The sequence below is a fragment of the Desulfonatronum thiodismutans genome (assembly GCF_000717475.1).
Lineage (GTDB): Bacteria > Desulfobacterota > Desulfovibrionia > Desulfovibrionales > Desulfonatronaceae > Desulfonatronum > Desulfonatronum thiodismutans.
This window is the reverse complement of the sequence record NZ_JPIK01000004.1, coordinates 402,544-421,061: the sequence shown is the minus strand read 5'-3', so window position 1 is coordinate 421,061 and position 18,518 is coordinate 402,544. Positions and strand designations below refer to the sequence as shown.

Below are 18,518 nucleotides of genomic sequence, written 5' to 3'. Positions count from 1 at the left end.
TGCGAAGTTTATTTGCGTTTGTTGATGTTCGGCGTGCCGACCACACGGCGTCCGCGCGGAGAAAAAGGCTTGAACATGGTCATGGAAGGGAGTAGGTAAACCAAGTCGATCAGGGCAGTTGACGCGGCATTCAATATCCTTATTTCCTATCCCATCAAAACTTTCCTTGCAACCACCTCCATCCTCCCATCCTTCCATCCCTTCCCCCGAGGCGGGGGCTTAGCATATGCAAAAGACGATGCGTTTCTTATTTTCATTCTACCGGTTGATTCTGCCGGCTCTGCTGATCCTGGCCGGCCTGTCGCCACTCTTCGGTTGTTCCTCCTCTTCCGGGCAGGAACCTCGAGAAGCATCGCAAGAGACCTCCAGGGAATCAGTCGTCACGCGCCGGGTGAACGTGACGGTTCAGGAGATTATGCCGCAAGAAATGCGGGACGTGGTCGTGCTGCCGGGCTCGGCGGACCCCTGGCTGAGCGTGAATCTGGCCGCGGAAACCGCGGGCAGGGTGGAGAATCTGTCCGTGCGCGAAGGGGATCGCGTTCAAACCGGACAGGTTTTGGCCCAGATCGAAGTGACGGCCTTGGGGGCCGACATGGCCCGTGCCCGGTCGGCTTTTGACCTTTCCGACGAACAGTTGCGACGTCGGGAACGGCTTTTTCAGGACGAGATCATCTCCGAGGAGGAGTTGGATCAGGTTCGCAGCCAGAGGGTCCAGGCCAGGGAGGCCCTGCGCCAGGCTGAGATTGAATATGACCGGGGCATTGTCCGCGCGCCCGGTCCCTGCAGAGTGAACAACATGCTGATTGAGGCCGGGGAGTTCGTGGATCGCGGCCAGACAATCATCGAGTTGGTGAACATCGACAAGATCAAGGTCCAGGTCCAGGTTCCGGAAATGGACGTCCGCTTTCTGGAGGTGGGCCAGCCCGTGCTGGTGATGGTGGACGCTTTTCAGGGCCAGGAGTTTCAAGGCGTCATCGACTTCATCGCCTTCCGGGGCGACCCGGCCACCAAGACCTTCCGTACCCAGGTGGTCATGGACAACCCCGAGGGCAAAATCCGGCCCGGGATGATCGCCCGGGTGCTCTTTCAGCGCCGGACCATCCCGGACGCCCTGGCCATCCCCCTGTCCGCCCTGATCGACCGGGGCGGAGAACGCCTCGTCTACGTGGAAGAAGACGGCCTGGCTCGGGCGCGCCAAGTGGAGATCGGGGTCATCGAACGCGACCGCATTCAGATCACCCGCGGCCTGTACCCCGGCGACCGCCTGATCGTGGCCGGGCACCGCGAAGTGGATGAGGGGACGGCGGTGGTGGTGCGATGATCGTCAACAAATGGGCCTTGCGCCGCCAGGCCACGGTCCTGACTTTGCTGGTGTTCCTGGTGATCATCGGCGTGTATTCCTATCTGACTCTTCCACGGGAAGCCTTCCCGGATATCACCATCCCGTACGTGTTCGTGACCACGACCTATGAAGGCGTGGCCCCGGAGGACATGGAGACGCTGATCACCATGCCCATTGAGCGCAAGCTCAAGGGGCTGGCCGGGGTGGAGGAGATTCGGGCCAGTTCGGCCGAGGGGTTGTCCACGGTGGCGGTGAAGTTCATCCCTTCGGTGGACATCGACGACGCCTTGCAGAAGGTCCGGGTCAAGGTGGACCAGGCCAAGGCGGACCTGCCCTCGGATCTGGAGGACGACCCGGTGGTGGAGGAGGTCAACTTCTCGGACATCCCGGTGATCCGGGTGGTTCTCTCCGGCCCGTACTCCCTGGCCCGGCTGAAGACCTGGGCCGAGGACCTCAAGGACGAGATCGAGACCATCCCCGGGGTGCTCAACGTTCTGGAAAGCGGCGGGCTGGAGCGGGAAATCCGGGTGGAGTTCGACCTGGACCGCATCCGGGCCTACAACGTGCCCTTTTCCAGCATGATCCAGGCCGTGACCCAGAGTAACGTGAACATGCCCGGCGGGAGCATGGACATCGGCGAAACCCGTTACCTGGTGCGGGTGCCCGAGGACTTCAAGCATCCCTCGGAGATCTTTTCCATAGTGGCTTTTGTCCGTGACGGACGCCCCGTGTATCTGCGCGACGTGGCCCGGATCGAGGACACCCATAAAGATCCCCTGACCCGCAGTCGGATCAACGGTCGGCCCAGCGTGACCCTTTCGGTGCAAAAGCGCAGCGGGGAGAACATCGTCCGGATTTGCGACGAGGTCCGGGCCATGGTGGACAGGCTCCGTCCGGATCTGCCGCCGGATCTGATCCTGGACATCACCTCGGACATGTCCGAGGATGTTCGGTTCATGGTCTCCGAGCTGGAAAACAACATTCTTTCCGGCTTGATTCTGGTGCTCGGCGTGATCGTGCTGTTCATCGGCGGGCGCTCGGCCGTGTTCGTGGCCCTGGCCATTCCCTACTCCATGTTCATCGGCTTCGCCCTGCTTTCCGGATTCGGGATCACCCTGAACATGGTGGTGCTCTTTTCCCTGATTTTGGCTCTGGGCATGCTCGTGGACAACGGCATCGTCGTGGTGGAGAACATCTACCGTCACATGCAGCAGGGTCGGCCTCGGGAGGTCGCGGCCCGGATCGGCACGGACCAGGTGGCCTGGCCGGTGATCACAGCCACCCTGACCACTCTGTCCGCGTTCATCCCGCTGCTGTTCTGGCCCGGGATCGTGGGCGAGTTCATGATGTTCCTGCCCAAGACCCTGATCATGGTCCTCTCGGCGTCCTTGTTCGTGGCCCTTGTGGTCAATCCGGTGCTTTCGGCCCGGTACCAGGTCGTCAAAACGCCCAAGCCGCGACAAAGCGAGGATGCGAAAAACCCTGACCAGGAAGAGGTCCGCGAGCCCTGGATCAAGCGGCTCTATCTTGGTCTTTTGACTTGGTCGCTACGTCATCGGCTGGTGGTTCTGGGAACCGCCGTGTTGATGCTGGTCGCGGCTATGGTCGGTTTCGGAGCCTGGGGCAAGGGGGTGGAGTTCTTTCCGGAGACCGACCCGAACCGGGCCTACGTGCATATCCGCGCTCCGGAAGGCACCAGCCTGGACGCCTCGGACCGGCTGGTGGCTCAGGTGGAAGACATCGTCATGGAATACCCGGACATCAAGTTCGTGATCGGGAACATCGGCTCCGCCGGAGGCGATCCGTTCGCCGCGGGCGGGCCGGGAACCCATCTGAGCCGGGTGGCCCTGGACTTCGTGGACTTTCACGACCGCTCTCAGTCCTCCACCAAAACCCTGGACGAAATTCGCGAACGCCTTTTGACGACCATTGTCGGGGCCGAGGTCCAGGTGGAAAAGGAAGAGGGCGGTCCGCCCACGGGGCCTCCGGTGAACATGGAGATTTCCGGGCGGGACATCCGGGTTCTTGGCGAACTGGCGGCCCAGGTTCGACGAGCCATTCGGGACGTGCCCGGGCTGGTGGACCTGAAGGACAATTTCGTCCAGGGCAAGCCGGAGATCCGGATCAATATCGACAAGGAAAAAGCGGCCCTGCTGGGTCTGGACGCCTACACCATCGCCTATACGGTCAAGGCGGCCATCGGCGGAGTGCGGGTGGGAGTCTTGCGCGACGACCGGGACGAATACGACATCACGGCTCGGTTGCCCGAAGAAGCCAGGGATTCCCTGGAATCCCTGAAGCGATTGACGGTTTCCGGGCCTTTGGGAGAGCCTATTCCCTTGACCAGCGTGGCCGAGGTGGAACTGGGCAGCGGTGTGGGGGACATCATGCGTCTGAACCAGCGCCGGGTGGTCACGGTTTCAGCTTCGGTTTCCGGGAGGCTGGCCAACGACGTCCTGGAGGACATCCAGCGGCTTCTGGCCGGTTTTGAATGGCCCCGGGGGTATTCCTACCAGTTCACCGGCGAGCAGGAGGAGCAGGCCAAGGCCCAGGACTTCCTGAGCAAGGCATTTATCGCGGTGATCTTCCTGATCTTCCTGATCCTGATCACCCAGTTCAATTCCATCATCCCCGGGCTGATCATTCTGGCCTCGGTGCTCTTCTCCCTGATCGGCGTGTTCTTCGGGTTGCTGGTCACGGGCACGGCCTTTGGGATCATCATGACCGGAATCGGGGTGATCAGTCTGGCCGGGGTGGTTGTGAACAACGCCATCGTGCTCATCGACTACTACATGCAGCTTCTGGCTCGGGGCATGGAGCGCACCGAAGCCCTGCTCCGGGCCGGACTGGTCCGTTTCCGCCCGGTGATGCTCACCGCCGTCACCACCATTCTCGGCCTGATGCCCATGGCCACCGGCATCAGCTTCGACTTCAAGAGCCTGGCATGGAGCATCGGCGGCGAATCGGCCCAGTGGTGGGGCCCCATGGCCGTGGCCGTGGTCTTCGGCCTGGCCGTGGCCACGCTGTTGACGTTGATCGTGGTTCCGGTGCTTTGTTCCCTGTCCAAAAGTCTACCTGGAACGGCCCAGGGGTTGTATGGAGGGAAGGACCAGGAAACGGCGTGACGTAGGCGGCGCACGTTACGCTCAGTGTGTCCAGTGTCTTTCGGAGCGGGTGTAGAGCGTCCAACTTTCAATATGATTGCATAACTTTTTTTGGCATGGCATGGTCGTTTTCCGATCTTCTCGATCGGGTTGGCCACTTCAAACAATGAACAGGCCCGCTATGCCCTCCTCTTTCTCTCCATCCTCCTCTCTCGGCGCGGACCATGTCGGCGCCTTTCTTTTTCGCCGACGTTCGTCCGCGGGGGCGACTTTCCAATCCCCCTTAATCCGTCTGTGAAAGCCTATTCAATCGATCAAGGAACAGCGTCATGAGTCCACAAGCGATGATTTTTTCTTGGACCGCGAAACGACGGACAATGGTGACCGCGACGATCTGGATCGTCGTGGTGTCGGCGTCCCTGGCTTGGAACTGGTTGCAAGGCGGCCATGTCGCGCTGGTCCTGGCGCATCTGTTGCTGGGCGTTCTGGGTTTGGCGGGCTTGGGGATCGGCCGACGGTTGTTGCGCGGTTCGGATACGCGGCTTCGCATGCTGTCCAGGGCCGTGGAGCAAAGCCCGGTCAGCATCGTCCTGACAGATTTGCAGGGCACGATAGAGTACGTCAATCCGGCTTTCACCAAGGTCACGGGCTATGCCTTTGACGAGGTGATCGGCCAGAATCCAAGGGTGTTGAAGTCTTCGGACAAGAAACCAGAGGACTACAAGGAAATGTGGACGACTCTCGCCTCGGGCAAGGAATGGCGTGGAGAGTTCAAGAACATCATGAAAAACGGAGATGTGTATTGGGAATCCGCCTCTATCTCCCCTATCAGCGATGAGCAGGGGCGGACCACCCATTACGTCGCGGTCAAGGAGGACATCACCCAGCGAAAACGCATCGAACAGCAGACGGAAATCCGGCTCAGGCTGGTATCCTCTTCTTCCGATCACTCATTGGCCGAATTAATGGTCAAGGCCCTGGACGAAGTTGAACGGTTTCTGAACAGCTCCATCAGCTTCCTCCATTTCGTGGAACCGGATCAGAAGACCCTGGCTTTGCAGCAATGGTCCACTGCGACCAGTGAACGTTTTTGCAAATCGCCTGGCCAAGGTCTGCACTACGACATCGATCGGGCCGGGGTTTGGGTGGACTGCGTCCGGGAACGTAAAGGGGTGATCCACAACGACTACGCCTCCCTGCCGCGGAAAAAGGGGTTGCCGGACGGCCATGCCGAGGTGGTTCGGGAAATGGTCGTTCCCGTGATGCGCCATGGTGCGGTGGTGGCCATCATGGGCGTGGGCAACAAGCCCGTGGACTACATCCGGGAGGATTTGGACGCCTTGATATTTTTGGCCGACGTGACTTGGGAAGTCATTGCCCGCAAGCAGGCCGAGGAAAAGTTGCTTCAGATCGTCGATGAGATGGAACTGAAGAACCGGGAACTGGACGCGGCCCTGATCAAGGCGGAGGCGGCCACTCGGGCTAAGAGCGAGTTCCTGGCTAATATGAGCCACGAAATCCGCACTCCGATGAACGGCGTGATCGGCATGACCGACCTCCTTTTGGATACGGAGCTGACGGAAGAGCAGCGCCGTTACACCGAAACCATCCAGATCAGCGGCGCGGCTCTTCTGAGCCTCATCAACGACATCCTGGATTATTCCAAGATCGAGGCCGGGCGGGTCAGCATGGAAATGCTGGACTTCGACTTGGAAAACCTGATGGACGACATCGCTTCCGTCATGGCTTTGCGTGCTCACGAGAAAGGCCTGGAATTCATCTCCACCACCCATCCCGACGCTCCCACCCTCCTTCTCGGCGACCCAGGACGACTACGTCAGATACTGACGAACCTGATTGGGAATGCGGTGAAATTTACGGAGATGGGGGAGGTGGTGGTGATGGTTGAAAGGGTGGAAGGAAATGCCGGAATGCCGGGATGCGGGTATGCGGGAACTGATCAAGCGGCAGGTGGAGTGCCGGAAGGTGGCGTAGGGGCGACCGGCAGCCGCCCACCGGCTGTTGCGTCTGTTGCAGCATATTCCGACGATGCCACGGACCTGACCATGGACCGTGGCCCTCGAACCGTGAAGCTGCGTTTCACGGTCCGGGACACCGGGATCGGCATTCCCGAGGACAAGATCGATCTCCTTTTCGACAAGTTCAGCCAAGTGGATGCGTCCATTACCAGGAAGTTCGGGGGGACCGGGCTGGGGTTGGCCATTTCCAGACAACTGGTGGAGATGATGGACGGTGAAGTAGGGGTGAACAGCATGCCGGGTGAAGGTTCGGAGTTCTGGTTCACGGCCCGATTTACTGTTCAGGAGGCGACGGACGGGGCTCTGCCTCAGGCCGTGGAAAGTCTGACGGGGCTGCGTGTTCTCGTGGTGGACGACAATGCTACCAACCGGGAAATCCTTATGAAGCAGTTTACGGCCTGGGGGATGCGGCCCCAGGCGGTCGAGGGCGGGGAAGAAGCCCTGCGGGCCGCGGGCGAGGCCCATGACCGGGCCGATCCGTACGATCTGGCCATTGTGGACTTTCAGATGCCGGGCATGGACGGAGGGAGTCTGGGGCGGTTGCTCAAGGCCGATCCACGCTTTCGGACCATCCCTCTGGTCATGCTCACGTCTCTGGGACGTCCCGGTGATGCCCGCCTGTTCGCGGACCTGGGCTTTGCCGCCTACCTGAACAAACCCGTGCGTCAGTCCGAGATGTACGACACCCTGGCCCTGGTCATGGCCGACACGGGAGAGCGTTCCCCCTCCAAACCGATCATCACCCGCCACCTGGCACGGGAAAATCAGCGCCGCCAGGCAGCCTGTCCGCGCTTCACCGGTCGGGTCCTCGTGGCCGAGGACAACCCCGTGAATCAACAGGTGGCCCTGGGCATGCTCAAGAAATTCGGCCTTCATGCCGATACCGTTTCCAACGGCCTCGAAGCCCTCCATGCTTTGCAATCCCTGTCCTACGACCTCGTGCTCATGGACGTGATGATGCCGGAGATGGATGGCTTGGAGGCGACGAAAAGGATTAGAATTCAGGAGTCAGGAGTCAGAAGTCAGGGGGCGAAAGGCAGAGGACAAATTTCCGCCCCCCCGGTCTCAGGTCTCATCCCTCATCCCTCTCGGCGAACGCCGATCATCGCCATGACCGCCGGGGCCATGCCGGAGGATCGGGAGCAGTGTTTCGAGGCCGGGATGGATGATTTCGTGGCCAAGCCGGTGAATCCGGATGACCTTGCTCGGGTGCTGGAAAGGTGGCTGGGAAGAGACGGGAGTCGGGAGCCGGGAGACGGAAGGCAGGATGGGGAAGGTCGGGGCGATCGGGAGGTGAAGATTGAGGCGCGGATTGGGGATGAAGAGGCTTCGCCGTTGTTCGACCGTGTCGCGCTCATGGAGCGCGTCATGGGTGATGAAGGTCTGTTCAATCGAGTCCTGAGCCTGTCCCTGGAAACCGTGCCCCGGCACATCCGGGAACTTCAGGCGGCCCTGGACGCCGCCGACGTCCAAGCCGCCCACGTGCAGGCCCATACCCTCAAGGGCATAGCCGCCAATATCGGCGCGGAAACCTTGCGAGCCCTGGCCGAGGCAATGGAACACGCGGCTAAGGCCGGGAATCTGGAGGCGGTCCGGGAGCGGATGGGCGAGTTGGAGGATCAGTTAGCGCGAATGCAAGAGGCGATTGGCTCGTCGTGACAATATCAGGACTGAAAAAACAACGGCAACGCAAGCCCCAACCCGGCAACCTCCTGGTTCCCTCTCGCAAGGTCGTTCCGGCGAGGAAGCAGGACCAAGGCGGTTCGGGCCTGGATATAGGGGCGGATGATGAGTTTGAGAAATTCTAGGTAGGGGCGCACCTATGTGTGCGTCCAATCCGGATTAACGCGGGAAATCGCATGGGCGAAATTTTCACGGACGGCCGGGAGGTCGGGTATGGTCGCGTTCTGCCGTTGTGGCTGTTTGATATTCTGAACTGATGGCATAACCTTGTGGATTGTAGGCCATACTTAGTATGGTTCTTAGAGATGGTCTCGTGGTGAGAGGGCAATGGTTGTTGCGAGGAGGCTGGTTATGATCCGTGTCTTTAACGGCGTTCTTGTGGCGATCTGCTGCTGGTTGGCGATGCCGCCGACAGTCCAGGCCGCCGCACAGCACAAGCAGGTGTTGATGGTCACCTCCTACCATCATGGAGATGCCTGGAACGACGGTATTGTCCAGGGTGTTCGGGATGTGTTGGGGGGCTTGGCGCATGTGAACCTGACCATCGAGCATCTGGATATGCGCCGCAACGCGGGCGAGAAGTATCAACAGTGGGTGAGCTGCTTTCTCGGGCATAAGTATCGGAGAAAACCCCAGGATCTGGTCATTGTCTCGGATGACGAGGCCCTGGATTTTCTCATCCGGGTCCGCGACGAGTTGTTCCCCCGCGTACCCGTGGTCTTCACCGGGATCAACAGCTTTACCCCGGAGCGCATTGCCGGTCAGTTCAATATCACCGGAGTCAATGAGGAAATCAGTATTGCCCGGAACCTGGAGTTGGGGCTGCGGCTCTTTCCCGGAACCAGTCAGGTTTTTGCCATGGTGGATGACCATTCGCCCATGGGACGGGCCAACCTGGAGCGGTACAGGGCGGAGGTGGAACGGTTCGCCCCTCGGGTGGCCATGGAAGAATTGTTTAATCTGTCTGCCCGTGAGGCCACGAAGGTGCTGCGGTCCTTGCCCAGGGACAGCCTTGTTCTACGGTTGAACAATTTCCTGGATGAGCGAGGCGGCTTTCTTTCGGTGACGGAAAGCATGCACATTATTTCACGGGAGTCTTCGGCTCCAGTGCTGTCTTTTTGGGATTTTGACATGGGGCAGGGCGCCTTGGGTGGATTTCTGGTCAGTGCGCGGGAGCAGGGCCGCGCTGCCGGGGAGTTGGCGATTCGAATTCTCTCGGGCCAGCACCCGGACTACCTTCCGGTGGTCATGGAGAGCCCCAACGTGCTTATGTTCGATTATCAGCAGATGCGACGCTTCGGCGTAAAGACCGCGGACCTGCCCGCCGAAGCCGTGTTGACCAACCTGCCCGAGACCTTCTATGCCCGACACAAGGCACTGATCTGGCCCGTGACGGCGGTGATCGCCTTTTTGGGCGTGTGCATCGCCGCGCTGGTGGGGGTGTTGGTGGTCCGTAGAAAGGGTGAGGAACGGCTGCGGGAGAGCGAGGAAAAATTTCGTCGCCTGGCAGATTCCGCCCGGATCATGATTGCCATTGTTGCCGATTCTAAAGGCGGGTCCTTTCTGTACGTGAACAACGAATGGGAACAGGTCACCGGCTACGGCAAGGAAGAGTCTGAGGCTCTGAAACCCATTGAATTAGTGCACCCCGATATGCGCCACGAGGTATTAGTGCATGCGGCGAAACGAGAGCGCGGCGGCAACGCCCCTAATAACTATGAACTGAAGATCATCACAAAAGACGGACGATCGAGAATTTTGGACTTTTCCTCCACAATCCTCTCCTTCGGAGAAAGAAAAGCCTTTTTAACCACAGGAATAGACATCACCAACCGCAAGCAAGCTGAACAGGCTCTGTTCCTGGCCAAGGAGCAGGCCGAGGTCGCCAACCAGGCCAAGTCCGCGTTCCTGGCCAATATGTCCCACGAAATCCGCACCCCGCTGAACGGGATTTTGGGCATGATGCAGCTTCTGAAAACCACGGACCTGGATCCCGATCAAAGCAAGTACGTCCAACTGACCGTCACTTCGGCCAACCGATTGACACGCCTGCTCTCGGACATCCTGGACCTCTCCCGGGTCGAGGCGGGAATGATGGAACTGCATGAAGCCGAATTCGAAGTCAGCGAGCTTGGCCAGTCGGTCACGGATTTGTTTACGGTCATGGCCAGGGACAAGGGGCTTGAGCTGCTGTGCGACATCGACCCGGTAATCCCCGCCAAGCTGATCGGTGACGAGGCCCGGTGTCGGCAGGTGTTGTTCAACCTTGTGGGCAATGCCTTGAAATTCACGGACAGCGGCTCCGTGCAGCTCCGGCTGACGCCTCTCTCTGCGGCCAAAGGGGGCGATATAAGGTTAATGTTTTCGGTCTCGGACACGGGTATCGGTATTCCGAACGAGAAGCTGGTGGATCTGTTTAAGCCTTTTGTTCAGGCGGACGGCTCCTACACCCGTTCGTATCAGGGCGCGGGGCTGGGGTTGGCCATCGTGCGCCGGTTGGTGGAGCTGATGAACGGGAATATCCATGTTGAAAGCATGGTCGACCAGGGAACCACGGTGCATGTGGTTCTGCCCTTCAAGGTGCCGAAGAGCCGGTGAGTCATCTGGAGAAAAGATCAAAATATAATGATTCAAGCCTCATCCGATGCATAGGACACCGCAAATCCATCAATCCGTAGGGGCGAAAAATCTTTCGCCCGGCGGTACAGCGCCAAATGCACTATCTTTCGACAATCCCGCGGTTCAACCGTGAACCCTCCGCAACCGCTGAATCGTTGACGCTTCGCAATCCGTGAAGACGAACATGTCCAAGACATGAGGTCCATACTCACATGAAAACATACAGCTACAAAAAAGTTTTTCAGGTCGTGGTCGTCGCCATCCTGCTGCTCTCCGGCGCGGTCGTGGGCTATGTCTGGATTAAGCGTGAGCACCAGTATCAGCTTGAGACGATGCAGCGCATCCACGAGGACCATGTCGCCCTGCGCAAGGCCGAGGTCCGGGCCATCGTCGAGCAACTGGTTGATGAAATCGCCTTTCATCAGGCCGAAGTTGAGGATCGGCTGAAGCGAAATATTCTCGAAAAGGTCCGCGTGGCCATTGACATCGCCACGGCGATCCATGCCCGGGAAAGCGGGGCGCGCGACGAGGCCGAGGTCAGGCAGCTGATCATCGACGCCTTGATGCCGTTGCGCTTTTTTAATGGCCGCGGCTACTATTGGATTCATGACACGGATCATATTCTCGTGGCCCATCCTTTTCGGGAAGGGTCCATCGGGGGGGACGACACCGATCTCGTGGACAGCCAGGGGCAATTGCTGATCCAGAGTTTCGTTTCCGCGGCTTTGTCCGATTCGCGGGGCGGGTTTGTCGACTACTACTGGAGCAAACCCGAGATCGACGAGCGCTACCACCGGGAACTGGGTCGGAAGAAAATCGCCTATCTTCAGTTGTTCGAGCCGTACAACTGGGTGATCGGCGTGGGAGAATACGTGGAGGATGTCGAAGCCCAAACCCAGGAGGCCATGATCAGGCGCATTGCCGCCGTTCGCTTCGGCGAGGCGGGATACATCTTCAATCACGACCGGCACGGGGTCTGCCTGAACCATATCAACGAGGAGGTGATCGGCCGGAACCGCTGGGAACTCCTGGATGCGTCCGGCATGAAATTGGTGCAGGAGCTGGATCGCGTCGGCCGACAGCCCGGCGGCGGGTTCCTGGAGTATGTGGCTACCATTGATCCGCGCACCGGCGCACCGGCCAAAAAGCTCAGCTTTGTCCGGTCAGTGGACGGCTGGGGCTGGGTCATGGGAGCGGGCGTGTACTTTGAGGATATCGAAGCGCGGCTGGCCGAAGTGCAGGCGAGCATGCAGCAACGTCTGATCGTCAATATCCTCATCGCCGGAATCGCTCTCGGCATTACGGCGATGCTGGTGCTGGTGGTCAGCCAACGCATGGCCGCCTGGTTCTCCCGTGAACTGAACCTGATCGTCTCCCGGGGCGAGAGCGGCGAGAATGCACCGGTGGATCTGGACGCGCTGCGCATTGCCGAGTTGCGGGAGATCGGCGCGAAATCAAACATGGTTCTGGCCCAGAATGCCAAGATTCAGGCCCAATTGCTTCAGGCCCAGAAGATGGAGTCCGTGGGCATTCTGGCCGGGGGGGTGGCCCATGACTTCAACAATCTGCTCCATGTGATGCGCGGCAATATCGAATTGCTGGCCCGAAATCCATCCATCGATCCCCAGGGAGCGGCCCGGTTGAAATCCGTCACCACGTCCCTGGACCGGGCGGCCAGGCTGGTCCAGCAACTTCTGCTGTTCAGCCGGAAGGTTGAATCCGGCAAGGAGCCGGTGGATCTGAACCAGGAAGTGCGCGAGGCGGCCCAGATGCTGGAGCGGACCATTCCCAAGATGATCGCCTTGGAATTGCGCCTCGATCCGGCGGTTCGTCCGATATCCGGCGATCCGGTGCAGGTGGAACAGGTCCTGCTCAACCTGGCCAACAATGCCGTGGACGCCATGCCCGACGGGGGCCGGTTGATCATCGAAACCAGTAATGTGGACCTGGACGCGAATTTTGTCGGCGGCCATCCCGGAGCGACCGTTGGGCGTCACGTGCTCCTGACCGTCACCGACACGGGGTGCGGCATGGACGAGGCAACGCTCAAGCAGGCTTTCGACCCCTTCTTCACCACCAAGGAAGTGGGACAGGGCACCGGCCTGGGGCTGGCCTCGGTCTACGGCGTCGTCAAGAGCCATGGCGGCCTCATCCACTGTTACAGCGAACCCGGCCAAGGCACGACGTTCCGGGTTTATCTGCCGGCAGCCGATTCCTTCGAGGCAGGACTGGATGAACCCCTCCAACCCAAGGCCTCGCTCAAGACCAACATGGACGGTGTGAACGACGCCAGAACCGTCCTGGTGGTGGACGACGAGTCGACAATCCGGGAGCTGACTCAGGAGGCCTTGGAAGACTTCGGCTATGTCGTGCTTCACGCGGCCAATGGGGAAGAAGCCCTGGCCATCTACCAGGAGCACGGCCAAACCATCGACCTGGTCCTGCTGGACCTGAACATGCCCGGCATGGGCGGCCACAAATGCCTCCAGGAACTGCTCCGCCTCGACCCGGCCGTCCGGGTGCTCATCTCCAGCGGCTATTCGGCCAACGGCCAAGCCAGGGAAAGCCTGAAATCCGGGGCAGTGGGCTTCATCGGCAAGCCGTATCAGTTGAAGGAGCTGGAGGCCGCGGTACGGGGGGCGTTGGGAAAGGAATGAGGGAGGCACCGTCCCGGACTCATCCAGATGGCAGGCGAATCTTCGAGGAGTACTGATCATGTTCCCTACATGCCCCCAAAGTCGCACCGACGCTGGCGACGTGCTCGGCTTCAACGACCAAGACTTCTTTGACCACGCCCCCATCGGCATCTTCACCTCCACGCCCGAAGGAACGTACCTTTCCGTCAATACCGCCTTGGCCGGAATGTTCGGCTACGCGACTCCCCTCGAGTTTTTGGAATCGATTCAGGATATTCCCGGTCAAGTGTACGTCGATCCGGCGGATAGGGAGGAATTCAAGCGGATTCTGGAAGAATACGGCCTGGTCTGGAACCATGAGACTCGGCGGCGACACCGGGACGGCTCCATTTTTTGGGTGTCCGTGAATGCGCGGGCTGTGCGGGACGAGGCTGGAGAGATCGCTTTTTACCAGGGGTTCACCACGGACATTACCGAGGCCAGGCTGGATCATCAGAAACTGCGGGAGAGCGAAGACAGAGGCAAGGCTTTGCTCAACGCCCTGCCGGATTTGATGTTCCTCTTCAGTCGGAGTGGAGAGTTTTTGGATCATCATGCGCCAGGCGGCGGTCTTCTGATGGCGCCGGGCATGTTTCTCGGGCGCAATGTGCGGGATGTCCTCGGCCCGGATATCGCTGAAATGACCCAGCGGCATATCGATCAAGTCGCTGAGACGGGGGCGTGCGTTTCCTACGGATATGAACTCGTCGTCAACGGCGAGACCAAGCGGTATGAAAGCCGAATGACCGGCTGTGGCGAGTGTTTTCTGGCCATTGTCCGGGATGTCACGGACCTCAGAAGATCCCAGGAAGCTTTGGAGGAGCAGACCCGTCTTCTGGAGAAGATCACGGACAACATGCTCGACATGGTGACCCTCACCGACTTGGAGGGAAATATCTTGTTTCTCAGCAAGTCCACGAGTCTTTTGGGGCATGACGTGGATTCCCGAGTAGGCAGGAACATCATGGAGTTCGTCCACCCGGAGGACAAGGCGAAGATCATGGCGGCCTTTGAGGACTTCCTGGCCGTCAAGGACGGCGCGCGAAAGGTCGAGCTGAGGTATCTGCTGGCCGACGGGAGCCATCTCTGGCTTGAGACGGTGGGAGGCTTTATTTTTGACGATCAAGGCAACCCCAAGGAACTTATCTTCAGTTCTCGGGACGTCACTGAGCGAAAGAAGGCCGAGGCGGCGCTCCTGAAAAGCAACGCCGACCTGAAAGCAGCGGAGCGACTGGCTCGCATGGGCAGCTGGAAATACGATCCGGTTCGCGATGTTTTCACGGGGTCGGAGGAAGCGTTCAGCATTATCGGCATGGACGGAGAGGGAGAGCTGCTTTTTGACGACGTCCTGGGAATCATCCATGAAGATGATCGCTCGTTTACGGTCATGACCCGGGACAAGCTATTGCGGTCTCCCCAGGCATTTGATTTTGAACTGCGAGTCGTTGTTCAAGGCCAACGGAAATGGGTCAGGGTCCTTGGGGACGTGGAGGTCGATGATGGCGGCGAGGCCGCGACGATTATCGGCATGATTCAGGACATAACCGAGAAAAGGCTGTTGGAGATCGCCAAAGAGGAACAGCGCGAGCAACTGGTTCAGGCTTCCAAAATGACCGCCTTGGGCACCCTTGTGGCCGGGGTGGCCCATGAGATCAACAATCCCAACAACCTGATCATGCTCAACGCGCCCATTCTGGAGCGGGTCTGGAAGGACGTGTCGTCGATACTGGAAGCGTATTGGCGAAAGAACCCGGAGTTCAAACTGGTGGGAATTCCCTTTGGCGAGATGCGCGAGCATGTCCAGGAACTGTATTCCGGGATCAATGAAGGAAGCAGGCGCATTGCCAAGATTGTCACGGAATTGAAGGATTATGCCCGACAGTCGCCGTTGAACATGGCGGGCCGGGTGAATATCAACGAGGTGGTCGAGTCGGCCCTGGTTTTGATCGGGAAGACCGTCTCCAGGTATACGGAAAACTTCAGCGTAACGCTCATGCCAGAGACGCCGCTGATCCGGGGGGACCACCACAAGCTGGAGCAGGTCGTGGTCAACCTGTTGCTTAATGCCTGCCAGGCCTTGACCGACAAGCACCAATCCATTGCCCTGGAGACGTTCCATGTCCCGGATCGCGCGGCCGTGGCCGTGCGGATCACGGACCAGGGCGAGGGGGTTCGGCCCGAAGACATGAATCGAATCCTCGATCCGTTTTACAGCACGCGGCATAAAACCGGAGGGACCGGCTTGGGATTGTCCATCAGCTCCGCGATCATCCAGGACCATGGGGGCGATATCCAGTTTGAATCCAGCCCGGGACAAGGCACGGTAGTCACTGTGTTTCTGAGCGTCCCGGAGTAGCACGGTTCCCGACTTTACCCATGCGCAAGGACGATCATGCCTGATTCCACGCAGCACCTTCCCGTCTACATCCTTGACGATGAACAGGCTCTAACGCGGAGCTTTTTTTTGACGCTCAAGTCATTCGGCTTCGAAGACGTCCGGATGTTTCATGACGGCCGAGAAATCCTGGACCTTTTTTCAGAGCGGGAAAGCGGGGTGCTTTTGCTGGATCTTTCCATGCCGGGCATGCCCGGGGAGGAAGTCCTGAAACGGGTTCGGGAATACAGTCCGCTGGTGCAGGTGGTGGTGGTCACCGGGATCAACGAGGCGGATACGGCGGTGCGGTGCATCCGGGCCGGGGCGTTCGACTATCTGGTCAAGCCCGTGGACGCGGACAGGCTGGTGACCACGGTGCGCCGGGCCATGAGCCATGCCTCGGTGCTGGAACAGAATTTCAGGTTGAGACGAAAATTGCTCACGGGCGATCTGGACCAGCCGGATATTTTTCGACGGATCATTACCCAGGATTCGCGGATGCGGGCGATATTCAGCTCCGTGGAGGTCCTCGCCGCCCTGTCCGCCCCCGTGCTCGTCACCGGGGAAACCGGGACCGGCAAAGATTTGCTGGCCGTGGCCCTGCACGAAGCCAGCGGGCGGAAGGGCCGGTTCGTCGGTCTCAACGCGGCAGGCCTGGACGACAATGTCTTCGCGGACACGCTGTTCGGGCACGTCAAGGGGGCGTTCACCGATGCCCGCGAAGCCCGCAAAGGGCTTGTGGAACAAGCTGAGGGCGGCTCGTTGTTTCTGGATGAAATCGGCGACCTGACCCCGGCTTCTCAGGTCAAACTGCTCAAGCTCATCCAGGACCGCGTATATTATCCTCTGGGATCGGACACGCCCAAGACCTGTACGGCCAGAATCATCGCCGCCACCAACCGGGACCTGGAAGCGGCTCATCAACAGGGGCGATTTCGGGAGGATTTGCTGTACAGGATCAACACCTACCACATCCACCTTCCGCCTCTGCGGGAGCGGAGAGGCGACATCTCACTCCTGGCCGAGTTCTTCCTGGCCGAGGCCTGTTCCGAGTTGAACGTGAGCCGGGAACCGCTGTCCCCTCGTGTCGCGGGACTGTTGGCGTCGTATGGCTTTCCAGGCAATGTCCGGGAACTCCGCTCGCTCGTCTTCGCGGCCATGGCCGGAGGCGGCATGGCGGTCCTGGAAAAAAAGATCTCCGACCTCACGGGGATCGGCCTGGTCGGCACGGTCACGGCGCAACGAAATCCCGACTGCCGCTCCGTGCCATGGCGATACCCCGAACCCCTTCCCACCCTGGAACAAGCCGGCGACATGCTGGTGGAGCAGGCCCTGCTGACGACCAACGGCAATCAATCCAAGGCAGCGGCAATGCTCGGCATTTCCCGGCAAGCCATGAACAAGCGGCTCAAGAAAGCGCAGCGGAAATGCTGACACTACCTAAGTGCCGCGGACCATCCAGGCACTGTGAGTATTGTCGTCATCCCTTCAATTTTGGCCTGTAAGCCAAGGTTGACGTATTTCTCGAGCGTCAACCTTGGTTGCATGGCGCGCCAGTATAGACCCTGCCGACCCAAACACTCCCTTTTGCCAACCAGGGTTGACACTTCTGGTTGGCCTTCTTCTCTCTGTATTCCTGATATTATCTTTTATTCCATATTTTTACGCTAATATATGTCCGTGGCACGTCTTGTGCTCATGAAGGGTCATGGACGGTAAGCTTATTCTCATCGTTGATGATGAGCCCAGGGTTCGTTTCACTTTGGCGCTGATTCTCAAGCATCACGGACTTCAGGTGTTGGAAGCGGATAATGGCGTGGAAGCTTTGCGAGTTATGGAGGAGGCCCTGGAGCAGGCTCAGAGAGTCGACTTGGTCGTCACCGACATCAAGATGCCCGGCATGGATGGTTTGGAACTGATCAAAATCCTCAAACAGTCCGAAGAACCGGTCAAGATCCTGGTCATGACCGGATACGGCGACAGGGAGACCATATCGCGGCTTCAGGAAATTGGGGTCTGCGGCGTTATCCACAAGCCGTTTGACGGCGAACAGTTGATATCCGCGATCCGTCCCGCCCTGGCGGAGTGTTGAGGATTCTTTTCTCGATGAGGAGCGTAGCCTGGCTGAGCATGAACGTGGAAACGGCCAAATTTTTTGATAGAGAAGTTAAAAAGTACAACGAGATAGGAGGGGGGCATGCAAATACACGAATCGGACCAAAAAAAGGACAGCAATCTGCTGCAATTGGTCACGTTTCACATTGGCGAGGAGGAGTTCGGGGTGGAGATCCTCAAGGTTCAGGAGATCATCCGGATGATGGGCATCACCCGTGTGCCCAAGGCCCCGGATTTCGTGGAAGGCGTGATCAATCTGCGGGGCAAGGTCATTCCGATTATTGATCTGCGGACACGTTTCGGCATGGCCGCCCAGGATCACGACAAGCATACCCGGATCATCGTCATCGAAATCAATTCCGTCATCATCGGCTTCGTGGTGGATTCGGTGTCCGAGGTGCTGCGTATTCCGGCCGACACGGTGGAGCCGCCACCACCGATCATCTCCGGGATCGAATCCGAATATATCCGGGGGGTGGGTAAGCTGGCGGATCGGCTGTTGATCCTGCTGGATCTGGACAGTCTGTTGAGCAAGGGCGAACAGGGCATGCTGTCAGGTATGTAGTC

The 18,518-nt window shown here is 59.2% G+C and carries 10 protein-coding genes; all 10 read left to right on the top strand.

Going from position 1 to position 18,518, the window contains the following annotated elements; genetic code table 11:
* The first annotated feature begins 226 nt into the window (after positions 1 to 226).
* The 10 genes from GY33_RS0102565 to GY33_RS0102520 all read left to right on the top strand — a co-directional run bounded on the left by GY33_RS0102565 (position 227) and on the right by GY33_RS0102520 (position 18,516).
* Complete coding sequence (locus tag GY33_RS0102565; RefSeq protein WP_051822217.1) at positions 227 to 1,321, top strand: efflux RND transporter periplasmic adaptor subunit; 1,095 nt, start codon at positions 227 to 229, stop codon at positions 1,319 to 1,321.
* Positions 1,318 to 4,467, top strand: a complete 3,150-nt coding sequence (locus tag GY33_RS0102560; RefSeq protein WP_051822216.1) for an efflux RND transporter permease subunit — start codon at positions 1,318 to 1,320, stop codon at positions 4,465 to 4,467. The genes GY33_RS0102565 and GY33_RS0102560 overlap by 4 nt, the downstream gene beginning before the upstream one ends.
* 356 nt (positions 4,468 to 4,823) lie before the next feature.
* On the top strand, positions 4,824 to 8,144 hold the full coding sequence (locus GY33_RS18915; protein ID WP_161788433.1) for a response regulator: 3,321 nt from the start codon (positions 4,824 to 4,826) through the stop codon (positions 8,142 to 8,144).
* Positions 8,141 to 8,293, top strand: a complete 153-nt coding sequence (locus GY33_RS21200) for a hypothetical protein (protein ID WP_153304576.1) — start codon at positions 8,141 to 8,143, stop codon at positions 8,291 to 8,293. The genes GY33_RS18915 and GY33_RS21200 overlap by 4 nt, the downstream gene beginning before the upstream one ends.
* Before the next feature lie 226 nt (positions 8,294 to 8,519).
* Positions 8,520 to 10,766 carry a sensor histidine kinase gene (locus GY33_RS19595; protein ID WP_051822214.1) on the top strand — a complete coding sequence of 749 codons (2,247 nt, stop codon included), beginning with the start codon at positions 8,520 to 8,522 and terminating at the stop codon, positions 10,764 to 10,766.
* A gap of 233 nt (positions 10,767 to 10,999) precedes the next feature.
* Complete coding sequence (locus GY33_RS19590; RefSeq protein WP_051822213.1) at positions 11,000 to 13,444, top strand: cache domain-containing protein; 2,445 nt, start codon at positions 11,000 to 11,002, stop codon at positions 13,442 to 13,444.
* A 58-nt stretch (positions 13,445 to 13,502) separates the two neighbouring features.
* On the top strand, positions 13,503 to 15,818 hold the full coding sequence (locus GY33_RS19585; protein ID WP_051822212.1) for a PAS domain S-box protein: 2,316 nt from the start codon (positions 13,503 to 13,505) through the stop codon (positions 15,816 to 15,818).
* Positions 15,819 to 15,854: 36 nt separating this feature from the next.
* Positions 15,855 to 17,270, top strand: a complete 1,416-nt coding sequence (locus GY33_RS0102530; RefSeq protein WP_031385825.1) for a sigma-54-dependent transcriptional regulator — start codon at positions 15,855 to 15,857, stop codon at positions 17,268 to 17,270.
* Positions 17,271 to 17,544: 274 nt separating this feature from the next.
* Complete coding sequence (locus tag GY33_RS0102525) at positions 17,545 to 17,928, top strand: response regulator (protein ID WP_031385824.1); 384 nt, start codon at positions 17,545 to 17,547, stop codon at positions 17,926 to 17,928.
* 105 nt (positions 17,929 to 18,033) lie between these two features.
* Positions 18,034 to 18,516, top strand: a complete 483-nt coding sequence (locus GY33_RS0102520) for a chemotaxis protein CheW (RefSeq protein ID WP_031385823.1) — start codon at positions 18,034 to 18,036, stop codon at positions 18,514 to 18,516.
* Positions 18,517 to 18,518 lie beyond the last annotated feature (2 nt).